17 protein-coding genes are annotated in these 16,616 nt (G+C 71.6%); 8 read left to right on the top strand and 9 right to left on the bottom strand.

Annotated elements, in window-relative coordinates; all coding sequences use genetic code 11:
* The 3 genes from AC0680_RS33505 to AC0680_RS33515 form a co-directional block, all read right to left on the bottom strand.
* The coding region (locus tag AC0680_RS33505) for a histidine phosphatase family protein (protein WP_478636473.1) at positions 1–356 on the bottom strand (356 nt) is incomplete at its 3' end.
* A gap of 157 nt (positions 357–513) precedes the next feature.
* Positions 514–972, bottom strand: a complete 459-nt coding sequence (locus AC0680_RS33510) for a pyridoxamine 5'-phosphate oxidase family protein (RefSeq protein WP_478636475.1) — start codon at positions 970–972, stop codon at positions 514–516.
* A gap of 159 nt (positions 973–1,131) precedes the next feature.
* A complete protein-coding gene (locus AC0680_RS33515) occupies positions 1,132–1,419 on the bottom strand; it encodes a hypothetical protein (RefSeq protein WP_478636478.1) in 288 nt (95 codons plus the stop codon).
* Positions 1,420–1,536: 117 nt separating this feature from the next.
* On the opposite strand from AC0680_RS33515, the gene AC0680_RS33520 reads away from it, so the two are divergent.
* Entirely contained in the window at positions 1,537–2,085 is a 549-nt protein-coding gene (locus AC0680_RS33520; protein ID WP_478636481.1) for a hypothetical protein, read from the top strand.
* A gap of 61 nt (positions 2,086–2,146) precedes the next feature.
* On the opposite strand, the gene AC0680_RS33525 is transcribed toward AC0680_RS33520, so the two are convergent.
* From AC0680_RS33525 to AC0680_RS33550, 6 genes are all read right to left on the bottom strand, one after another.
* The gene (locus AC0680_RS33525; RefSeq protein ID WP_478636484.1) at positions 2,147–3,196 is read right to left on the bottom strand and encodes a questin oxidase family protein; all 1,050 of its coding nucleotides are present in this window, start codon (positions 3,194–3,196) and stop codon (positions 2,147–2,149) included.
* Between the two features lie 215 nt (positions 3,197–3,411).
* On the bottom strand, positions 3,412–4,386 hold the full coding sequence (locus tag AC0680_RS33530; protein ID WP_478636486.1) for an ABC transporter ATP-binding protein: 975 nt from the start codon (positions 4,384–4,386) through the stop codon (positions 3,412–3,414).
* The gene (locus AC0680_RS33535; RefSeq protein ID WP_478636488.1) at positions 4,383–5,387 is read right to left on the bottom strand and encodes an ABC transporter ATP-binding protein; all 1,005 of its coding nucleotides are present in this window, start codon (positions 5,385–5,387) and stop codon (positions 4,383–4,385) included. Before AC0680_RS33535 ends, AC0680_RS33530 begins: the two co-directional genes overlap by 4 nt.
* The gene (locus AC0680_RS33540) at positions 5,387–6,373 is read right to left on the bottom strand and encodes an ABC transporter permease (protein ID WP_478636490.1); all 987 of its coding nucleotides are present in this window, start codon (positions 6,371–6,373) and stop codon (positions 5,387–5,389) included. Before AC0680_RS33540 ends, AC0680_RS33535 begins: the two co-directional genes overlap by 1 nt.
* Positions 6,370–7,314, bottom strand: coding sequence for an ABC transporter permease (locus AC0680_RS33545; protein WP_478636492.1), 945 nt, complete (start codon positions 7,312–7,314; stop codon positions 6,370–6,372). Before AC0680_RS33545 ends, AC0680_RS33540 begins: the two co-directional genes overlap by 4 nt.
* 14 nt (positions 7,315–7,328) lie before the next feature.
* On the bottom strand, positions 7,329–9,074 hold the full coding sequence (locus AC0680_RS33550) for an ABC transporter substrate-binding protein (protein ID WP_478636494.1): 1,746 nt from the start codon (positions 9,072–9,074) through the stop codon (positions 7,329–7,331).
* A 246-nt stretch (positions 9,075–9,320) separates the two neighbouring features.
* Here AC0680_RS33550 and AC0680_RS33555 point away from each other — a divergent pair, with 246 nt between their 5' ends.
* The 7 genes from AC0680_RS33555 to AC0680_RS33585 all read left to right on the top strand — a co-directional run bounded on the left by AC0680_RS33555 (position 9,321) and on the right by AC0680_RS33585 (position 16,521).
* Positions 9,321–10,469 (top strand): NAD(P)/FAD-dependent oxidoreductase, encoded by a 1,149-nt coding sequence (locus tag AC0680_RS33555; protein WP_478636496.1) that lies wholly within the window; start codon positions 9,321–9,323, stop codon positions 10,467–10,469.
* A gap of 44 nt (positions 10,470–10,513) precedes the next feature.
* Positions 10,514–10,828, top strand: coding sequence for a (2Fe-2S)-binding protein (locus AC0680_RS33560; RefSeq protein WP_478636498.1), 315 nt, complete (start codon positions 10,514–10,516; stop codon positions 10,826–10,828).
* Complete coding sequence (locus tag AC0680_RS33565; protein ID WP_478636500.1) at positions 10,809–12,356, top strand: FAD/NAD(P)-dependent oxidoreductase; 1,548 nt, start codon at positions 10,809–10,811, stop codon at positions 12,354–12,356. The genes AC0680_RS33560 and AC0680_RS33565 overlap by 20 nt, the downstream gene beginning before the upstream one ends.
* 72 nt (positions 12,357–12,428) lie before the next feature.
* The gene (locus AC0680_RS33570) at positions 12,429–13,337 is read left to right on the top strand and encodes a dihydrodipicolinate synthase family protein (RefSeq protein WP_478636502.1); all 909 of its coding nucleotides are present in this window, start codon (positions 12,429–12,431) and stop codon (positions 13,335–13,337) included.
* A 30-nt stretch (positions 13,338–13,367) separates the two neighbouring features.
* Positions 13,368–14,372: a proline racemase family protein gene (locus AC0680_RS33575; RefSeq protein WP_478636504.1), complete on the top strand. Its 1,005-nt coding sequence runs from the start codon at positions 13,368–13,370 to the stop codon at positions 14,370–14,372.
* A complete protein-coding gene (locus AC0680_RS33580) occupies positions 14,369–15,751 on the top strand; it encodes an aldehyde dehydrogenase family protein (protein WP_478636506.1) in 1,383 nt (460 codons plus the stop codon). The genes AC0680_RS33575 and AC0680_RS33580 overlap by 4 nt, the downstream gene beginning before the upstream one ends.
* A gap of 47 nt (positions 15,752–15,798) precedes the next feature.
* Positions 15,799–16,521, top strand: a complete 723-nt coding sequence (locus AC0680_RS33585; protein ID WP_478636508.1) for a GntR family transcriptional regulator — start codon at positions 15,799–15,801, stop codon at positions 16,519–16,521.
* Positions 16,522–16,616: the final 95 nt, after the last annotated feature.

Here is a 16,616-nt window from a genome sequence, read left to right on the forward strand (position 1 = left end):
CGACCGTCTTGATCACCACGCAGTACGAGACCCTGGTGAAACGATCCGTCGTTCCCGCCGCTGACCTGGGGATTCACGGAACTGCGGTCAGAGCCGCCGTAGTCGCACTCCCGCAGGCGCGGGTCCTGGTGAATGGGGATGCCGCTGTCGGCGAACGCGATGCGGGCAGTCTCCACCGCCCGGTGCAGGTCGGAGGCGAAGACGGCCGCCAGGTTGTCGTTGCGGCGGCGCTCGCCGAGCTGGGCGGCGAACGATCGCCCTTGTACGGAGAGCCTGCCCGGGAGCCAGCCGCTGGCGACCCCGTTCTCGTTGTCCTCGGTGAGCGAGTGGGTCTCGTAGACGATGTCGACGGCCATACCGGCTCCGTTCGCAGGTTGTTGGTCAGGCTGCTGTGCGCAGTGGCCCGCCACCTCAGCGGATGCGCTCCTTTGCCGGGCAGGAGCCGGCCAGGGCATGCCCGACGGGGCGTGGCCGGGGCCGCGGCGTTGCCGACCCTGACCCGTCGGACGCGCCCTAGCCGTCGATGTCGAGCGCCGTTCCGTACAGCCGGTCCACCTTCAACCGGATGACCACCCGGCGTTCGGTGACCAACTGCTCCAGGAACGCTCCTTCGTCCTCCGGTTTCGCGGCTTCCGGGATCATCCCGAGCAGTTCCCGTCCGACCGCGTCGCCAGGAACGGTCGTGGTCTCGGACACCTCGGCCTCGCCCTCGGCGACGGCGAACGACCATACGTCGCCGCCCTGTACATGCAGTGCCGCACGCGGGTCGCGGCGCAATTGTCTGACCTTGACGCGGTCGGCCGTCGTCGAGAACCGCACGACACGGGCCTCGGCGTCCCAGCTGTAGAGCATGGTGGTCAGGTGGGGGTGGCCGCTGCGCTTGACAGTGGCGAGGGTGCCGAACTGCTGCTTGCCGAGCAGGGCGGAGAGGGCTTCGTCGGACAGTGGGCGTGGTGCCGGGCCTTGAGTCATGGTCTGATCAACGCCGGGCACCACTCGGCAATTCCAGGCCGCCGCAAGCCCAGCGGAACCGTCTTAGCGGCTGCAGAGCCGGCGACGCCCCCAGTTGATCCACTGTGCGGTCGGTTGCCGACTTCGACACACCGGACCGAAGGGCCAGTTGGCGCGACGTCAGGCGCGTTCCCGTGCGTTCGTCTCCTCGATGGCTGCGGTTCGGGTGCGACGGCGGCCGAGCAAGGTGCATCCCACGGTCACCAGGCCGATGGCTATGACCTTTGAGGCTCCGTAGTAGCCGGACGCCGGCTCCTCCGGGGTGCCGGGCAGCCGGAAGAAGATCCACGCTGCCGCGAGGCCCCCGAAGACGATCAGTGCGACGGCCCCCCACGTCCCCAGGTCCGCCCACCAGGGCCCCGGGACGTAACCCCGCTCGTCGGTTCGCTCAACGTCCTTGTCGACCACGGTCTGTTCTCCTGGGCATGTGGTGGCGGTCGCGGGGGAAGACGCGGGCCCGGCGCGGAAGGTTCACCGGGCCAGCTCCGGGAGTCACTGTCAGTGGCGTTCGGTACGGTTCCGGGCATGCCTGCACTCCCTGAGAGCTACGACTCGACCCGGCACCCCGATCTCCTGGTGTGGCTGACCGAACGACGGACCGGCTTCGAACACTGGGCCCGCGAAGCCGGAGGCGTCACCCCGTTCGACTTCTCCAGCGCCTCCCTGGACGCACTGGAAGACCTGGTGAGGCAGGAGTACAAGGACACGGAGGAGATCACTCGGCAGCGCCGCACCCCCTTCATACAAGGCGCCGTGTGGTACGTCGGCGAAGTCCTGTGCCACCGCAACGGGTGGGTATGGAAGTTCGAGCCGGACTTCGACACGGGCGAAGTACCGCCGTTCTACGGCGAGACGGAGGCGCCGGGACTTCTGGACGCCCCCTGCGTGGGCGCACCCGAGGCCGGTCCCGGTGAGCACTGGTACCCGCTGAACATGCTGCGGCGCCTGTTCGCCGAGGATGACGAGGTGGGCAATCCGGTTGATGAAGGGCTCGTCGGGATGGTCGAAGGCTGGTACGGCGAGGAGGACGAGGAGGATGAGGAGGACGAGGTTCGGGAGGGGGATGAGGGTTGATGCCGCGTGCGGTCGCGGGCGCGGCCGGCCGGCCGCGCCGAGGTGCGTCCGCCGGTCCGGCTCAGTCGTCCTCGTCGATCAGCCGCACGGCGTTCAGCGCCGCCGAAAGGGCGCGGGTGTCGCCGTCCTCGGAGGCCGTCGCCACATCCAGTGCGGTGTCCGCGAACTTGATCGCATGCTCGTTGCCGTTGGCGACCGCCCGCTCGAAGACCTCTTCGGGGGTCAGCGAGGCGGCGTCGGGTGCCGGAAGCGGGGTGTCGGCGGCGTAGAGGGCGGTGATCGCCGACGTCGCCGCCCAGGCCGCGGCGAAGGAGCCGGCCCACAGCTCCCGGGGGAGCGCGGGGAGTGTCCGCAGTACCGCGTTCGGCGCGGTGGCGGCGTGCACCAGCATGATGCCGTTGCCATGGCCGTGGTCGGCGTAGTTGAGGGTGGCGGCCCGTACGAGCGAGGCCAGCCGCTCGCGTACCGCCTCGGGCTCGTCGGGGACGTGCAGCGACTCGGTGGTGTGCAACCACCCGGGGGTATGCGGAAGTCGGGCGTACCCCTGCACGGGTGTCAGCCCCCGCTCGGCGACGCGGGGGAGGGCGGCCAGCGCCTCTGCCGGAGTGGCACTGCCGGCCGGCCGCACGGCGGTGGGCAGGAGCAGATGGCGGGCGGCCCAGTAGCCGAGCGCATGCGCCAACTCCGCGATCCGCACCTCGTCCTCGCCCTCCGTCAGCAGGCTGCGTACGGCGTGGCCCACGCGGATGACGGGGTGGGTGGCGGCGCCCGCGATGCCGGGCAGCAGCCGCGGCCACCACTCGGCGAGGATCTCGCGCCAGGGCCGTTCGGTGACCTGACCGCTGAAGTACGCGGTCCAGTCCGTGACCCGGCCGGTGTCCCCCAGCGCCTCCGGCCAGTCGGCGTCGGTGATGGGGGCGCGGGCGCTGGGTACGTCCTCCAGTTTGTGCTCGTACGTGTCGAGCCAGCGGTGGACGGTGCGGGCCTGTCCGTTGCGGACCATGGCCTCGACGGCCATCGGGCCGTGATTGCTCAGAAACCCCTGGAACTCGGGACCGGAGGCGTGCAGACGCTGCAGGGCTTCGCCGAGTGTTCCGCTCGTCGTATCCATGGCCAGAGGCTAGGCCGGTGAACCCCGGGGGCGTAACGGGCCAGAGACCTAAGCCGTTCGGACTGCGTCCCGCGTTCTCGGGTGCTGGTGCTGGTGCTGGTGCTGGTGCTGGTGCTGGTGCTGGTGCTGGTGCGGGTGCGGGTGCGGGTGCCGACGGTGGTGCCCCGGATCCTCCGAGGAGCCGGGGCACCGTGCTCGGGCCGCTCCAGGCCGCCTCAGGCCGCTTCGGGGAAGTGGCACGCCACCTGTCGTGTCGTACCCGGCATCGTGCTCTGGAGGGAGGGCGCCGCGGCGCGGCAGATCTCCTGGGCCTTGGGGCAGCGCGGGTGGAAGGTGCAGCCGGGCGGGGGAGCGGCCGGGCTCGGTGGGTCCCCGAGCAGGGTGATCCGCTCGCGGGTCCGTTCGGCGGCCGGGTCGGGAAGCGGTACGGCCGACAGGAGCGCGCGCGTATACGGATGGGCCGGGGCGGCGTACACCTGCTGCTTCGGGCCGATCTCGACGATCCGGCCCAGGTACATCACGGCGACCCGGTCGCACACCCGCTTGACGACCGACAGGTCGTGGGCGATGAAGAGGTAGGCCAGGCCGAGTTCGTGCTGGAGCCGCTCCATCAGGTTGACGATCTGGGCCTGGACGGAGACGTCGAGGGCGGAGACCGGCTCGTCGGCGACGACCAGGCGGGGGCCGGTGGCCAGCGCGCGGGCGATGCCGATGCGCTGTGCCTGGCCGCCGGAGAACTCGTGCGGATAGCGGTCGATGTGCTCGGGCAGGAGGCCCACCAGGTCCATCAGCTCGGCTGCCCGCCTACGGGCGTCGGCGCTCGAACCACCCTGCGCCAGCAGCGGATCGGCGATGATCCGGGCCACCGTCTGGCGCGGGTTGAGCGAGGAGTGCGGGTCCTGGAAGACCATCTGCAGGTCCTTGCGGAGCGGCTTCAGTTCGCGCTGTGACAGATGGCTGATGTCGTGTCCGTCGTAGGTGATGGCGCCCGCGCTGGGTTCCAGGAGCCGGACGATCGTGCGGCCGGTGGTGGACTTGCCGCAGCCGGACTCGCCGACCAGGCCCAGCGTCTCGCCCGCCGCCACATGGAAGGTGATGCCGTCGACGGCCCGGACCGGGGCGGAGCGCCGCCGGCCGGGGAACGTCAGTGTCAGGTTCCGTACGGACAACAGGGGTTCGGTGGATGTCATGAGGCCATGCCTTCGTACGCCGGGAAGTGGCAGGCGGCCGGATGCCCGGCCGGGCCGTCGAGGAGGGGGAGTTCCGCCTCGCAGCGGGAGCGCTCCTGGGCGGGCGCACCGGCGACCCGGGGGCAGCGGGGTGCGAACGCGCAGCCGGGGGCGGGGGTGAGCAGGGACGGCGGGCTGCCGGGGATCGCGCGCAGAGGTTCGTCGTCGCCGTCGTCGAGGCGGGGCAGGGAGTCGAGCAGACCGCGGGTGTAGGGGTGGGCGGGGGCCGCGAACAGGGTGTCCACATCGGCCCGTTCGACGGCTCTGCCGCCGTACATCACCAGGACCTCGTGGGCGACACGGGCCACCACTCCCAGATCGTGCGTGATCATGATGACGGCCAGTCCCCGCTCCTGTTGGAGCCGGGCCAGGAGTTCCAGGATCTGCGCCTGGACGGTGACGTCCAGGGCGGTGGTCGGCTCGTCCGCGATGAGCAGCTCGGGTTCGCAGGCCAGGGCCATGGCGATCATCACTCGCTGGCGCATGCCGCCGGAGAAGCGATGCGGGTACTCCCGTGCCCGGCGCCGTGGCTCGGGGATGCCGACCTCGGCCAGTGCCTCGACCGCCCGCTCACGGGCGGCCTTTCGACCGCTGCCGAAGTGCACGCGATGGTGCTCGGCTATCTGCTCGCCCACGGTGTAGTACGGATGGAGGCTGGAGAGCGGGTCCTGGAAGACCATCGCCATCCGGCGGCCGCGCAGCCGGTTCAGCTCGCGCTCCGCCAGGCCGGTCAACTCCCGCCCGCCCAGGGCGATGGAGCCGGTGACCGAGGCGCCGGTATGCAGCCCCATCACCGCCAGGGAGGTGACGGACTTGCCGGATCCGGACTCGCCGACGATGCCGAGGGTCTCTCCCCGCCGTACGTCGAAGCCGAGGCCGTCCACGGCCCGCACCGGACCGCGCGGGGTGGTGAAGGAGACCGTCAGGTCCCGTACCGAGAGCACGGGTTCGTGGGTGCTCATCAGTACCTCACTCGGGGATCGACGACGGCGTACAGCAGGTCGACGGCCAAGTTGGCGACGACGATGAAGGCGGCGGCGAAGAGCGTGACACCGAGGACGACCGGCTGGTCACCGGTGGACAGCGCCCCGTAGAAGAGCCGCCCGATACCGGGGATCCCGAAGATCGACTCGGTGATCACCGCACCCGCGAGCAGGCCGCCGAGGTCCATCCCGAAGATGGTGAGGATGGGCGTCATACCGGCCCGCAGCCCGTGCTTGACCACCACCGTGCGGCGCGGCAGACCCTTGGCGCGGGCCGTGCGGATGAACGGTTCCGCCATCGTCTCGATCATCGAACTGCGGCTCTGGCGCGCGTACATGGCCGCATACAGAAGGGCCAGGGCCAGCCAGGGCAGCAGCAGGTTGGAGGCCCAGTGGAGCGGGTCGGAGGTGAACTCCACGTACTTCGGATAGGGGAGGAGCCCCGCTGTCCGGATCAGTCCGTAGATGAGCATCACCGAGGTGAAGTAGACGGGCAGGGAGGCGGCGGCGACCGCGCCGACCATCAGGGCGCGGTCGGTGAGGGTGTCCTTGCGCAGGGCGGCGGTGACGCCCGCGGTCAGGCCGAGGACCAGCCAGATCACCGCGGCGCCCAGGGCGAGCGAGGCGGAGACCGGCAGCCGGTCCATGAGCAGGTCCCAGACGCCCTCGCTGTTCTCGTACGAGTAGCCCAGGCACGGGACATCACAGTGCAGCTCGTAGCGGCCACCGCCCATGGTGCGGCCGGTGAAGATGCCGGTGGTGAAGTCCGCGAACTGGCGCCACAGCGGCTGGTCCAGGCCCATGTGGGCGCGGATCGCCGCCAGGCGCTCGGTGCTGCACGACTTGCCGCAGGCCGCGGCGGCGGGGTCGGAGGGCAGTACGTAGAAGATGAGGAAGGTGACGGCGGCGACGGCGACCAGGACACCGACGACGCCGAGCAGCCGGCGGCCGAGGTAGAGGATCACGTGCGGCTCCCTCTCGGGTCGAGCACGTCCCGCAGTGCGTCGCCGAGCAGGGTGAAGGCGAGCACGGTGAGGAAGAGACAGGTGCTGGGAACGATGAAGTACATGGGGTCCGTGTCGTAGAAGGCGACGCTCTCGGCGATCATCTGCCCCCATGAGGGGGTGGGCGGGCGGACACCGACGCCCAGGTAGCTCAGGGCCGCCTCGGTGGCGATCATCCCGGGGATGATCAGGGTGGTGTAGGCGATGACGGGTCCGGCGGTGCCCGGAAGGATGTCGCGGGTGAGGATCCGCCAGGGGCCCGAAGCGCCGACGCGGGCGGCGTCCACGTACTCGTGGTGCTTGAGCGAGAGCGTCTGACCGCGCACCACACGGGCGATGCCGGGCCAGCCGAAGAGCCCGATCACGGCGATCATCAGCGCGATCCGGTTGACGTCCCGGGCCACGGACATCATCGCGATCATGAAGATGAGGGAGGGGAAGGACATCGTCAGGTCCATGAGCCGGGAGAGCACCGTGTCGGTGCGCCGGCCGAAGTAGCCGGCGGCGATCCCGGCCGCCGTGCCGGTGATCACGATGATCGCGGTGGCGGCGAAGGCGATGAGCAGGGACACCTGGGCGCCGTGGACGACCCGGGCGAACAGGTCGCGGCCGGTGACCGGTTCGACGCCGAGCCAGTGGTCGGCGGAGACGCCGCCGAGCGGGCCGATCGGCTGCCCGCCGAGATAGGGATCGACGGCGCTCTTGTCGAACTCCTCGGGGGACCAGCCGCCTAGCCTGCTGAGCAGCGGGGCGGCGACCGCCATGAGCGCGAAGAGCGCGATCACGACGACGGAGACCTTCACGGAGGTACGGCGGCGCAACTCGCGCAGGGCGAGTCGCCAGGGGCCGCTGCCCGCCGGAGCGGTGGTGGCGGCCGGTACGGGCATGGAGGTGGTGGCCATGGTGGGGGAGCTCCTCAGCCCTTGCTCGCGGCCGGGTCCTTGAGACCGACCGACGCGTAGTCGAGCTGACCGCCGAAGGAGGTCTGCCCGTACGCGCCCGCGATGTTGGTCCCCACCACCAGCGGCCACCGCCGGACCAGGACGGGTACGGCCGGGGCCTTGGCGAGGATCTTGCCGTCCAGCTCGCGCCAGGCGGCGACGGCCTGCTTGGCATCGGTCATCGCGGCGATCTCGTCCATCCGCCTCATGGTCGCCTCGTCGCGGTAGAGGGAGTGGTTGCCGAGGTTCCCCTTCTCCTTGATGTAGCGGCCGTCGAAGACGAACGGCAGGAAGGTCGAGCCGGACGGATAGTCCGGGCACCAGCCGGTGTAGACCAGGTCGGTGCGGTGGGTGGTGTCGCCGATGGCGGCGTAGAACGCGGACGGGTCGACCGTCTCGATGGTGACCGTGATCCCGGCCTTGGCGAGTGACTGCTGGATCGCCTCGGCCCGCCCCTTGTCACCGTTGGAGACCGTCATCTTGGTGGTGAAGCCGTTCGGCTTGCCGGCCTCCTTCAGCAGCCGCCTGGCCTTGTCCACATCACCGGTGGCGGGGATCTGGAGGGTGTCGGGCTGCTTGCCGTCGAAGAGGGCCGCGGGCATGTAGGCGGTGGAGACGTCGTTGAAGGCGGGACCGCCGGAGGCGGTGACCACGACCTCCTTGTCCAGGGCGTACTGCACGGCCTGACGGACCTTCACGTTGTCGAACGGGGCCCGCCCGGTGTGCATCTGCACCATGTCGGTGCAGTTGGTCGACTCGGCGAGCAACCGCTTGCGCACGTCGGCGTCGGGCAGCACCTTCGCCGCGCTCTCCGGCCGCAGCGCGTACCAGGGGACGGCGGAGGCGTCCGTGCCCTGGCTGGCGATCATCCGGTCGTCGATCTGGTTGGGCTTGAGCCCCATCAGCATCACCAGTCTGTCCGGGTAGGCCTTGCGTATGGTGTCCGTCCCGGGGTTCCAGTGGGGGTTGCGGACCAGGACCAGCTTCTTGTTGCGCTGGTACGTCTCGATCTTGTACGGCCCCGAGGAGAACGGTCGGTTGTCATACCGGGGCCCCTTGTCCTTGGCCTGCGGCACCGGGGCGAAGGTGGGCATCACCGTCGCGTTGGGGAACTCGGCGAAGGGTCTGCGCAGTTCGAAGACGATCGTCCTGTCGTCCGGCGTCGTGATGGAGTCCAGGTGTTCGCCCTTGGCCGGGCCCTGATAGCCCTTGGCGCCCTTGAGGTAGCGGGCCGCGTAGTCGGAGCCGCCGGGCAGGTCCGGGGAGAAGGACCGCTCCACGTTGTACTTGATGTCCTGGGCGGTGACCGGCGTCCCGTCCTCGTACCTGACCCCCGGCTTGAGGTGGAAGGTCCAGGTCTTGGCGCCGTTGGACGGCGTGCCGAGGTCGGTCGCGAGGTCGGGGACCAGCTCGGCGCCGGCGGTTCCGGGGGCCGCTCGGTACGACACCAGGGTGCGGTAGAGCAGCCGGGTGCCGAAATCCATGTCGTTCATCACCCAGTTACGGGCCGGGTCGAGGTGGGTGAAGTCCTGGTTGGACAGGACGGTGAGGGTGCCGCCCTTCGTCGGCGTCCCGCCGACCGTCCGGCCGTTGTTGGCCGTTGCGGGGTTCTTGCGGCCGCGGGTGCCGTCCACCGTCCGTCCGCCGGAGCAGCCGGCCGTGCCGAGGGTGAGGGCCGCCACCAGCGTGGCGGCCAGGGCGGTACAGGTGCGCTTGTCCATGGGTGGTCACTCCGGGAAGCAGTCGGACAGCCGGGCAGGGCTGACGGGAAGGCTGGAATGTGACCGGTAACATAGTAATGTGAAATTGCACTGACAAGGTGTCGGCGCCTTCTTTACTCACCCGTGCCCATGGGGGCCGCAGTTGGGAGCGCGGGACGCGGTCGAGGCGCGGAGGTGAAACCGCTCGACAGTTGACCGAACCCTCTTGGCAGACGCAGTGCAATGTGAAATATTACTGCCGTGCTCATGAGGAACTCCGCAGACGTCATCGTCGTCGGGGCGGGTGTGATCGGCGCTGCCTGCGCCCACTACGCCGCCCGGTCCGGCCTCCGCGTCACCGTGCTCGACCGCGGCCCTGTGGCGGGCGGGACGACGGGGGCCGGCGAGGGCAACCTCCTGGTCTCCGACAAGGAGCCGGGCCCCGAACTCGAACTCGCCCTGCTGTCCACCGAGTTGTGGCGGGAGCTGGCCGACGAACTCCCGCCGGAAGTCGAGTACGAACCCAAAGGCGGACTGGTCGTCGCCTCCGATGAGGCCGGGATGGCCGCGTTGGGGGACTTCGCAGCCCGGCAGCGCACGTCAGGTGTCACGGCGGACGAGGTCCCGCCCGACCGCCTGCACGACCTGGAACCCCATCTCGCCGGCGGCCTGGCGGGCGGCTTCCACTACCCCCAGGACGCGCAGGTCATGCCGGCGCTCGCCGCCGCGCATCTGCTGCGCACGGGCGGCGACCGGGTCCGGCTGCGCCTCGGTGAGGAGGTCACCGGCCTGCTCACGGGGGCCAACGGCGAGATCCGGGGGGTGCGTACGGCGGCCGGGGAGCTCCACGCCCCGTATGTGGTGAACGCCGCCGGGACCTGGAGCGGCGACCTCGCCCGCCTCGCGGGTGTCGAGCTGCCCGTACGGCCCCGCCGGGGCTTCGTCCTGGTCACCGAGCCGCTGCCGCGCGTCGTCCGCCGCAAGGTGTACGCGGCCGACTACGTCGCCGATGTGGCCAGCGGCTCCGCCGGGCTGCAGAGTTCGGCGGTGGTGGAGGGCACCCCGGCGGGTCCGGTCCTGATCGGCGCCAGCCGGGAGCGGGTCGGCTTCGACCGCACCCTGTCGGTCGAGGTGCTGCGGCGTCTGGCGGTCCAGGCCACCGCGCTCTTCCCGGTCCTCGCCGGGGTTCGGGCGATGCGCACCTACGTCGGCTTCCGCCCGTACCTTCCCGACCACCTGCCCGCCATCGGCCCGGACCCGCGCGTGCCCGGCCTGCTGCACGCCTGCGGTCACGAGGGTGCGGGGATCGGCCTGGCTCCCGCCACCGGACTGGCCGTCGCACGGTCGCTGACCGACGGCGCACCGCCCCTCGACATCCGCCCGTTCAGGCCGGATCGCTTCGCGTCCACCGCCTGAGACCGTCCGCCATGTCTGCCACGACCGCCATGAAAGGAGGATCCGTGGCCCGTACCCCCGCCGAGCTGGTCGGCGCTCAGCCCGGTCCGCCGTTCCAGATCACGTTCGACGGGCGCGCCGTGAGCGCACTGCCCGGCCAGTCCGTTGCCGCCGCGCTGTGGGGTGCCGGAATCCTCGCCTGGCGCACCACACGCGGCGGCGGGCGCCCGCGGGGCGCGTTCTGCGGCATCGGCCAGTGCTACGACTGCCTCGCCACCATCAACGGAGAGCCCAATCGGCGGGCCTGCCTGGTCCCGGCCCGGCCGGGGGACGCCGTCACCACTCAGGAAGGACACGGCCGTGCCTCGCTCGGAGTCTGAACCGTACGACCTGGTGGTGATCGGTGCGGGCGCCGCCGGCCTCGCCGGAGCCGTCGCGGCCGGTGAACTCGGTCTGTCCGTCGCCCTGCTGGACACCTCCACGCAGACGGGCGGACAGTTCTACCGCACCCCCGCGCCCATCATGGGGGCCGTCCGGCCCGAGGCGCTGCACCATGACTGGTCCGCGTACGCCGACCTGTGCCGACGGCTGGCACGGAGCGAGGTCCGTCATCTTCCCGGACATCATGTGTGGAGCGTGACGCAGGAGGAGGGTCCCGGGGCCGTCGAAGGGCCGTGGGCGGTGCACGCCGTCACCGGAGCCGACGGCGACGGCGAGCGCCCCGTGCGCGTAGCGGCCCGTGCGGTGCTCCTGGCGACCGGCGCCTGTGAACGTCAACTCCCTTTCCCCGGCTGGACATTGCCCGGTGTCGTGGGCGCCGGCGGAGCGCAGGCCATGCTCAAGTCCGGCCTGGTGCTGCCCGGGATCGGGGTCTCCCCTGCTCGAGCGAAGTCGAGAACTGGGGGAAGGGTCGTGGTGGCGGGCAGCGGCCCCCTGCTGCTCGCGGTCGCCTCCTCGCTGGCCGCCGCCGGCGCGAGGGTGCCGGCCGTCGTCGAGGCGTCCGGCTATCTGCGGTACGCCCGGCACCCCCGGGCGCTCGTCGGCAATCCGCACAAGGCGGCCGAGGCGCTGGTCCACGGCGCCGCGCTGCTGTGGCACCGGGTGCGGGTGCGGATGCGCAGCGCGGTCACCGAGGTGCACGGCACCGACCGGGTGGAGGCCGTCACCGTCACTCGTCTCGACGGCGACTGGCGTCCCGTACGGGGGACGGGGCGACGGATCGAATGCGACGCGCTGGCGGTCGGACACGGCCTCGTTCCCCAGATCGAACTGGCCACGGCGCTCGGCTGCGCCACCCGCCCGCTGTCCGACGGCACCAGGGCCCTGACCCTGGACGGCCTTCAGGAGACATCGGTACGCGGCCTGTGGGCGGCGGGCGAGACCGGGGGAGTGGGCGGTGCCCGACTCGCCCGCACCGAGGGGGAGTTGGCCGGAGTGTCGGTGGCCGCCCGGATCCTGGACCGCCCCGCCCATCCCGGACGGGTCCGGGAGCTCCAGCGCCGCATCGGCCGGATGCGTGCCTTCGCCGACGCGATGACCGCCGCCCATGCGCCCGGCCCGGGGTGGCCGCGCTGGCTCACGGACGACACCGATGTGTGCCGCTGCGAGGAGGTCACCGCCGGGCGGATCCGCGAGGCGGTCGAGGACCTCGGAGCGCGCGACGCGCGCACCGTCAAACTGCTGACCCGGGCCGGTATGGGCTGGTGCCAGGGCCGGATGTGCGGTCCGGGGGTGGCCTGCCTGGCCGCCGGCGGCCAGGCCGCCGAGGCCCCGGCCGAGCGCCGCCCTTTCGCCGCCCCCGTCCCGCTCTCGGCGCTCGCCGCGCTGGACGACCCCGTCAGACACGAGCCCGGGGACCACCCCGACACCGAACCCGACCCCGACGCCGCCCCCGGCGGCGACGGCTGACCGCGAGCCGGGCCGCCCTCGGACGAGGCACGGCTCAGTAACATGTCACACATCCTAGAGAGGTTTCGCGGCATGACCGCTACCACCTGGAACAACGCCCGCCCCTGGCGCGGCATCATGGTCGCCACCGCCCTGCCCCTGCGTGACGACCTGTCCGTCGACTACGACGCCTACGCCGAACACGTCCGCTGGCTCATCGCGAACGGCTGCGACGGAGTCGTGCCCAACGGCTCGCTCGGCGAATACCAGACCCTCACCGACGAGGAGCGGACCCGCGTGGTGCGGACCGCCGTCGAGGCCGCGGGCGACGGAGGGCGCGTCATGCCCGGCGTCTCCGCCTACGGCAGTGCCGAAGCCCGGCACTGGGCGGATCAGGCGGCCGAAGCGGGCTGCGGCTCGGTGCTCCTGCTGCCCCCGAACGCCTACCGGGCCGACGAGCCGGGCGTGCGCGCCCACTACGCCGAGGTCGCCCGGGCCGGGGTGCCGGTCGTCGCGTACAACAACCCCATCGACACCAAGGTCGATCTCACGCCCGGCATGCTCGCCCGGCTGCACCAGGACGGCAGCATCGTCGCCGTGAAGGAGTTCACCGGTGACGTGCGCCGGGCGTACGAGCTCGCCGAACTCGCCCCGGAGCTCGATCTGCTGATCGGCGCCGACGACGTGCTGCTCGAACTCGCCACCGCCGGTGCCGTCGGCTGGATCGCCGGATACCCCAACGCCTTCCCCGCCGGCTGCGCCGCGCTGTACCACGCCGCCGTCGCCGGTGACCTGGCCACGGCCCTGCCGCTCTACAAGTCCCTGCACTCCTTGCTGCGGTGGGACTCCAAGACGGAGTTCGTCCAGTCCATCAAGCTGTCCATGGACGTCGTCGGGCGGCGGGGCGGGCCCACCCGTCCGCCGCGTTCCCCGCTCACGGGGGAGATCGAGGCGGCGGTGCGGGCCGCCACCGAGAAGGCCGTCGCCGACGGCCACCGCTGACCACATCACCGGATCGTCGAAAGGAAGCCCGTGCGCACCCGCAATGTCTTCCACGCCGTCGACTCGCACACCGAGGGCATGCCCACGCGAGTGATCACCGGCGGCGTCGGGGTCATCCCCGGCGCCACCATGGCCGAGCGGCGGACGTACTTCATCGAGCACATGGACCAGCTCCGGACGCTCCTGATGTACGAGCCGCGCGGCCATGCCGCCATGAGCGGCGCCATCCTCCAGCCACCCACCCGCCCCGACGCCGACTACGGAGTCCTCTACATCGAGGTCTCCGGGCTGCTCCCGATGTGCGGGCACGGGACGATCGGGGTCGCCACCGTCCTGGTCGAGACCGGCATGGTGCCGGTCACCGAACCGGTCACCACGGTCCGGCTCGACACCCCGGCGGGGCTGGTGACCGTCGAGGTCCAGGTGGCCGACGGCGCGGCCAAGGCGGTCACGCTCACCAACGTGCCGGCGTTCTGCGCCGCGCTGGACAGCAAGGTCGCCGTGCCCGGATACGGCACGGTCACCTACGACCTGGCGTTCGGCGGGAACTTCTACGCCCTCGTCGAACTCGACGCACTGGGGCTGCCGTTCGACCGTGCGCGCAAGGACGACCTGCTGGCCGCGGGGCTCGCCATCATGGACGCGATCAACGCCTCACCGGAGCGGCCCGTCCACCCCGAACGACCGGAGATCGCCGGAGTCAAGCACGTCTACCTCGCCGCTCCCGGCTCCGGCGCCCGCCACTCGCGGCACGCCATGGCCATCCATCCCGGCTGGTTTGACCGCTCCCCGTGCGGTACGGGCACCTCGGCCCGGATGGCCCAGCTGTACGCCCGCGGTCAGCTGCCCCTCGGCCAGGACTTCGTCAACGAGTCCTTCATCGGTACCCGCTTCACCGGCCGGCTGATCGAGAAGACCACAGTGGGCGCGCTGCCCGCCGTCGTGCCGACCGTCACCGGACGCGCCTGGATCACCGGCACCGCCCAGTACTTCCTCGACCCGGACGACCCCTTCCCCGGAGGCTTCCTCCTGTGACCGCCGCCGTACCCCTCATCACCTCGTGCAATCCGACCGACCCGTCCGACGTGCTCGTTCACCTTCCGGCGCCCGGCGCCTTCGCGGTGGCCGACGCGGTGGAGCGGGCCCGCGCCGCCCAGACCGACTGGCGGCTCGGCGGGGCGGCCGCCCGCTCGGCCGCCCTTGGTGCGGTCGCCGCCGCCATCGATGCCGCCGCGGCCGAGCTGACCGCACTCGCCGTCCGCGAGGTGGGCAAGCCGCTCGCCGAGGCCCGGGCCGAAGTCGCACGCACCGTCGCCATCTGGCGCTACTACTCCCAGGCTCCGTACGAACCCGTCGGCGCCGTCCACGAGACCGCCGCGGGCCCCGGCCTGCTGCTCACCCGCCGCCGCCCGCACGGGGTGGCCGGGCTGATCACGCCCTGGAACTTCCCCTTCGCCATTCCGAGCTGGAAGGCCGCCCCGGCGCTCGCGGCCGGCAACGCGGTCGTCCTCAAGCCCGCGCCCGAGGCCACCGCCTGTGCACAGCGCCTGGCCGAGATCGTCCAACAGGTCCTGCCCGCCGCGGTGTTCACCGTCCTGCCCGGCGGGGCGACGGAGGGCAACGCGCTCGTCTCCGCCGCCGACGCGGTCTCCTTCACCGGCTCGACCACCGTGGGCCGGGCCGTCGCCCGCGCTGCCACGGAACGCGGTGTTCCGGTCCAGGCCGAGATGGGCGGCCTGAACGCGGCGATCGTCCTCCCCGACGCCGACATCGAGCGGGCCGCGGCCCACATAGCCGCTGCCATCGCCGGGTATGCGGGCCAGAAGTGCACGGCCACCAGCCGTGTCATCGCGGTCGGTGCGGCCCTCGATCCGCTGCGCGAAGCGCTCTGCGAAGCGCTGCGTGCCGTTCCGGTCGGCGATCCGGCCGACGGCGCCACGGTGAGCGGGCCGCTCATCAGCCAGCACGCCCGCGACCGGGTCCGCGACGCCTGGCACGGCCTGGGCGCGCTGGCCGGCGGCACCGTGCCCGACGGGCCCGGCTGGTACGCGGCGCCGACACTGGTCGAGAAGGTCCCCGCGGGGCACCGCCTGCTGCGCGACGAGGTCTTCGGGCCCCTCGCGGCCCTGCTGCCCGCCGATGACCTGGCCCATGCGGTGCGGATCACCAACTCCGTGCCCTACGGCCTGGTCACCTCGGTCCACACCGCCGACCTGGACGCCGCGCTGTGCGGACTCGACCTGCTCGACACCGGGATGATCCGGATCAACGCACCGTCCACCGGTGTCGACTTCCACCTGCCGTTCGGCGGCGCCAAGGCGTCCAGTCACGGGCCGCGTGAACAGGGTCGGGCAGCGCTGGAGTTCTACACCTCCGGCCGGACCTACACCCTGTCGCCCGCTGGAGCAACGTGACATTGTACGGTGGTGGTCCATACCAGACCGAAGGGACCACCACCGCCATGGGGCACCTGAAGCACCGCGACCTCAACGTCGGCCGGGAGCGGCTGCGCGACCAGGTCAGCAACGCCCTGCGAGCGGCCCTGATCTCCGGCGAGCTGCGGCCGGGTGCGGTGTATTCGGCGCCCACCCTCGCCGAGGACTTCGGTATCTCCGCCACCCCGGTACGTGAGGCGATGCTCGACCTGGCCCGCGAGGGCCTGGTCGAGCCCGTCCGCAACAAGGGCTTCAGGATCACCGAGGTCAGCGAGCGCGACCTCGATCAGTACACCGAGATCCGCGCGCTGATCGAGATCCCCGTGATCGGCCGGGTCACCCGAAGCGTGGCGCGCGAGGACCTGGAGGCGCTGCGCCCGGTCGCCGAGGAGATCGTCCGGGCCGCCCGTGACCACGACCTCATCGGCTACCTGGAGGCCGACCGGCAGTTCCATCTCTCGCTCCTCGCACTCGGCGGCAACGACCGCCTCGTCGAGACCGTCAGCGACCTGCGCAAGCGTTCCCGCCTCTACGGGCTCACCGCCCTGGACGAGCGCGGTGAACTGATCCCCTCGGCCGAGGAGCACCTGGAGCTCCTCGACCTGATGCTCGCGGGGGACGCGAAGGGGGCGGAGAAGTGCATGGCCGAGCACCTGGGCCATGTCCGCTCTCTGTGGGCAGGCGGCGACAGCCCTTCGTCGGCCGAGCCCAAGGCGGCTGCGCGGCGTACGCGCAAGCGCACCGCCTGAGGCGCAGCGGCGAGGTCGGCTCCCCGTGACGCGGGGCTGCGCCCAGTGGGTGCTCCTCGAAGGGGGCCGGCCGAATGCATGCGGCCATGCAATGT

The organism is Streptomyces sp. NPDC043738, from assembly GCF_056436545.1.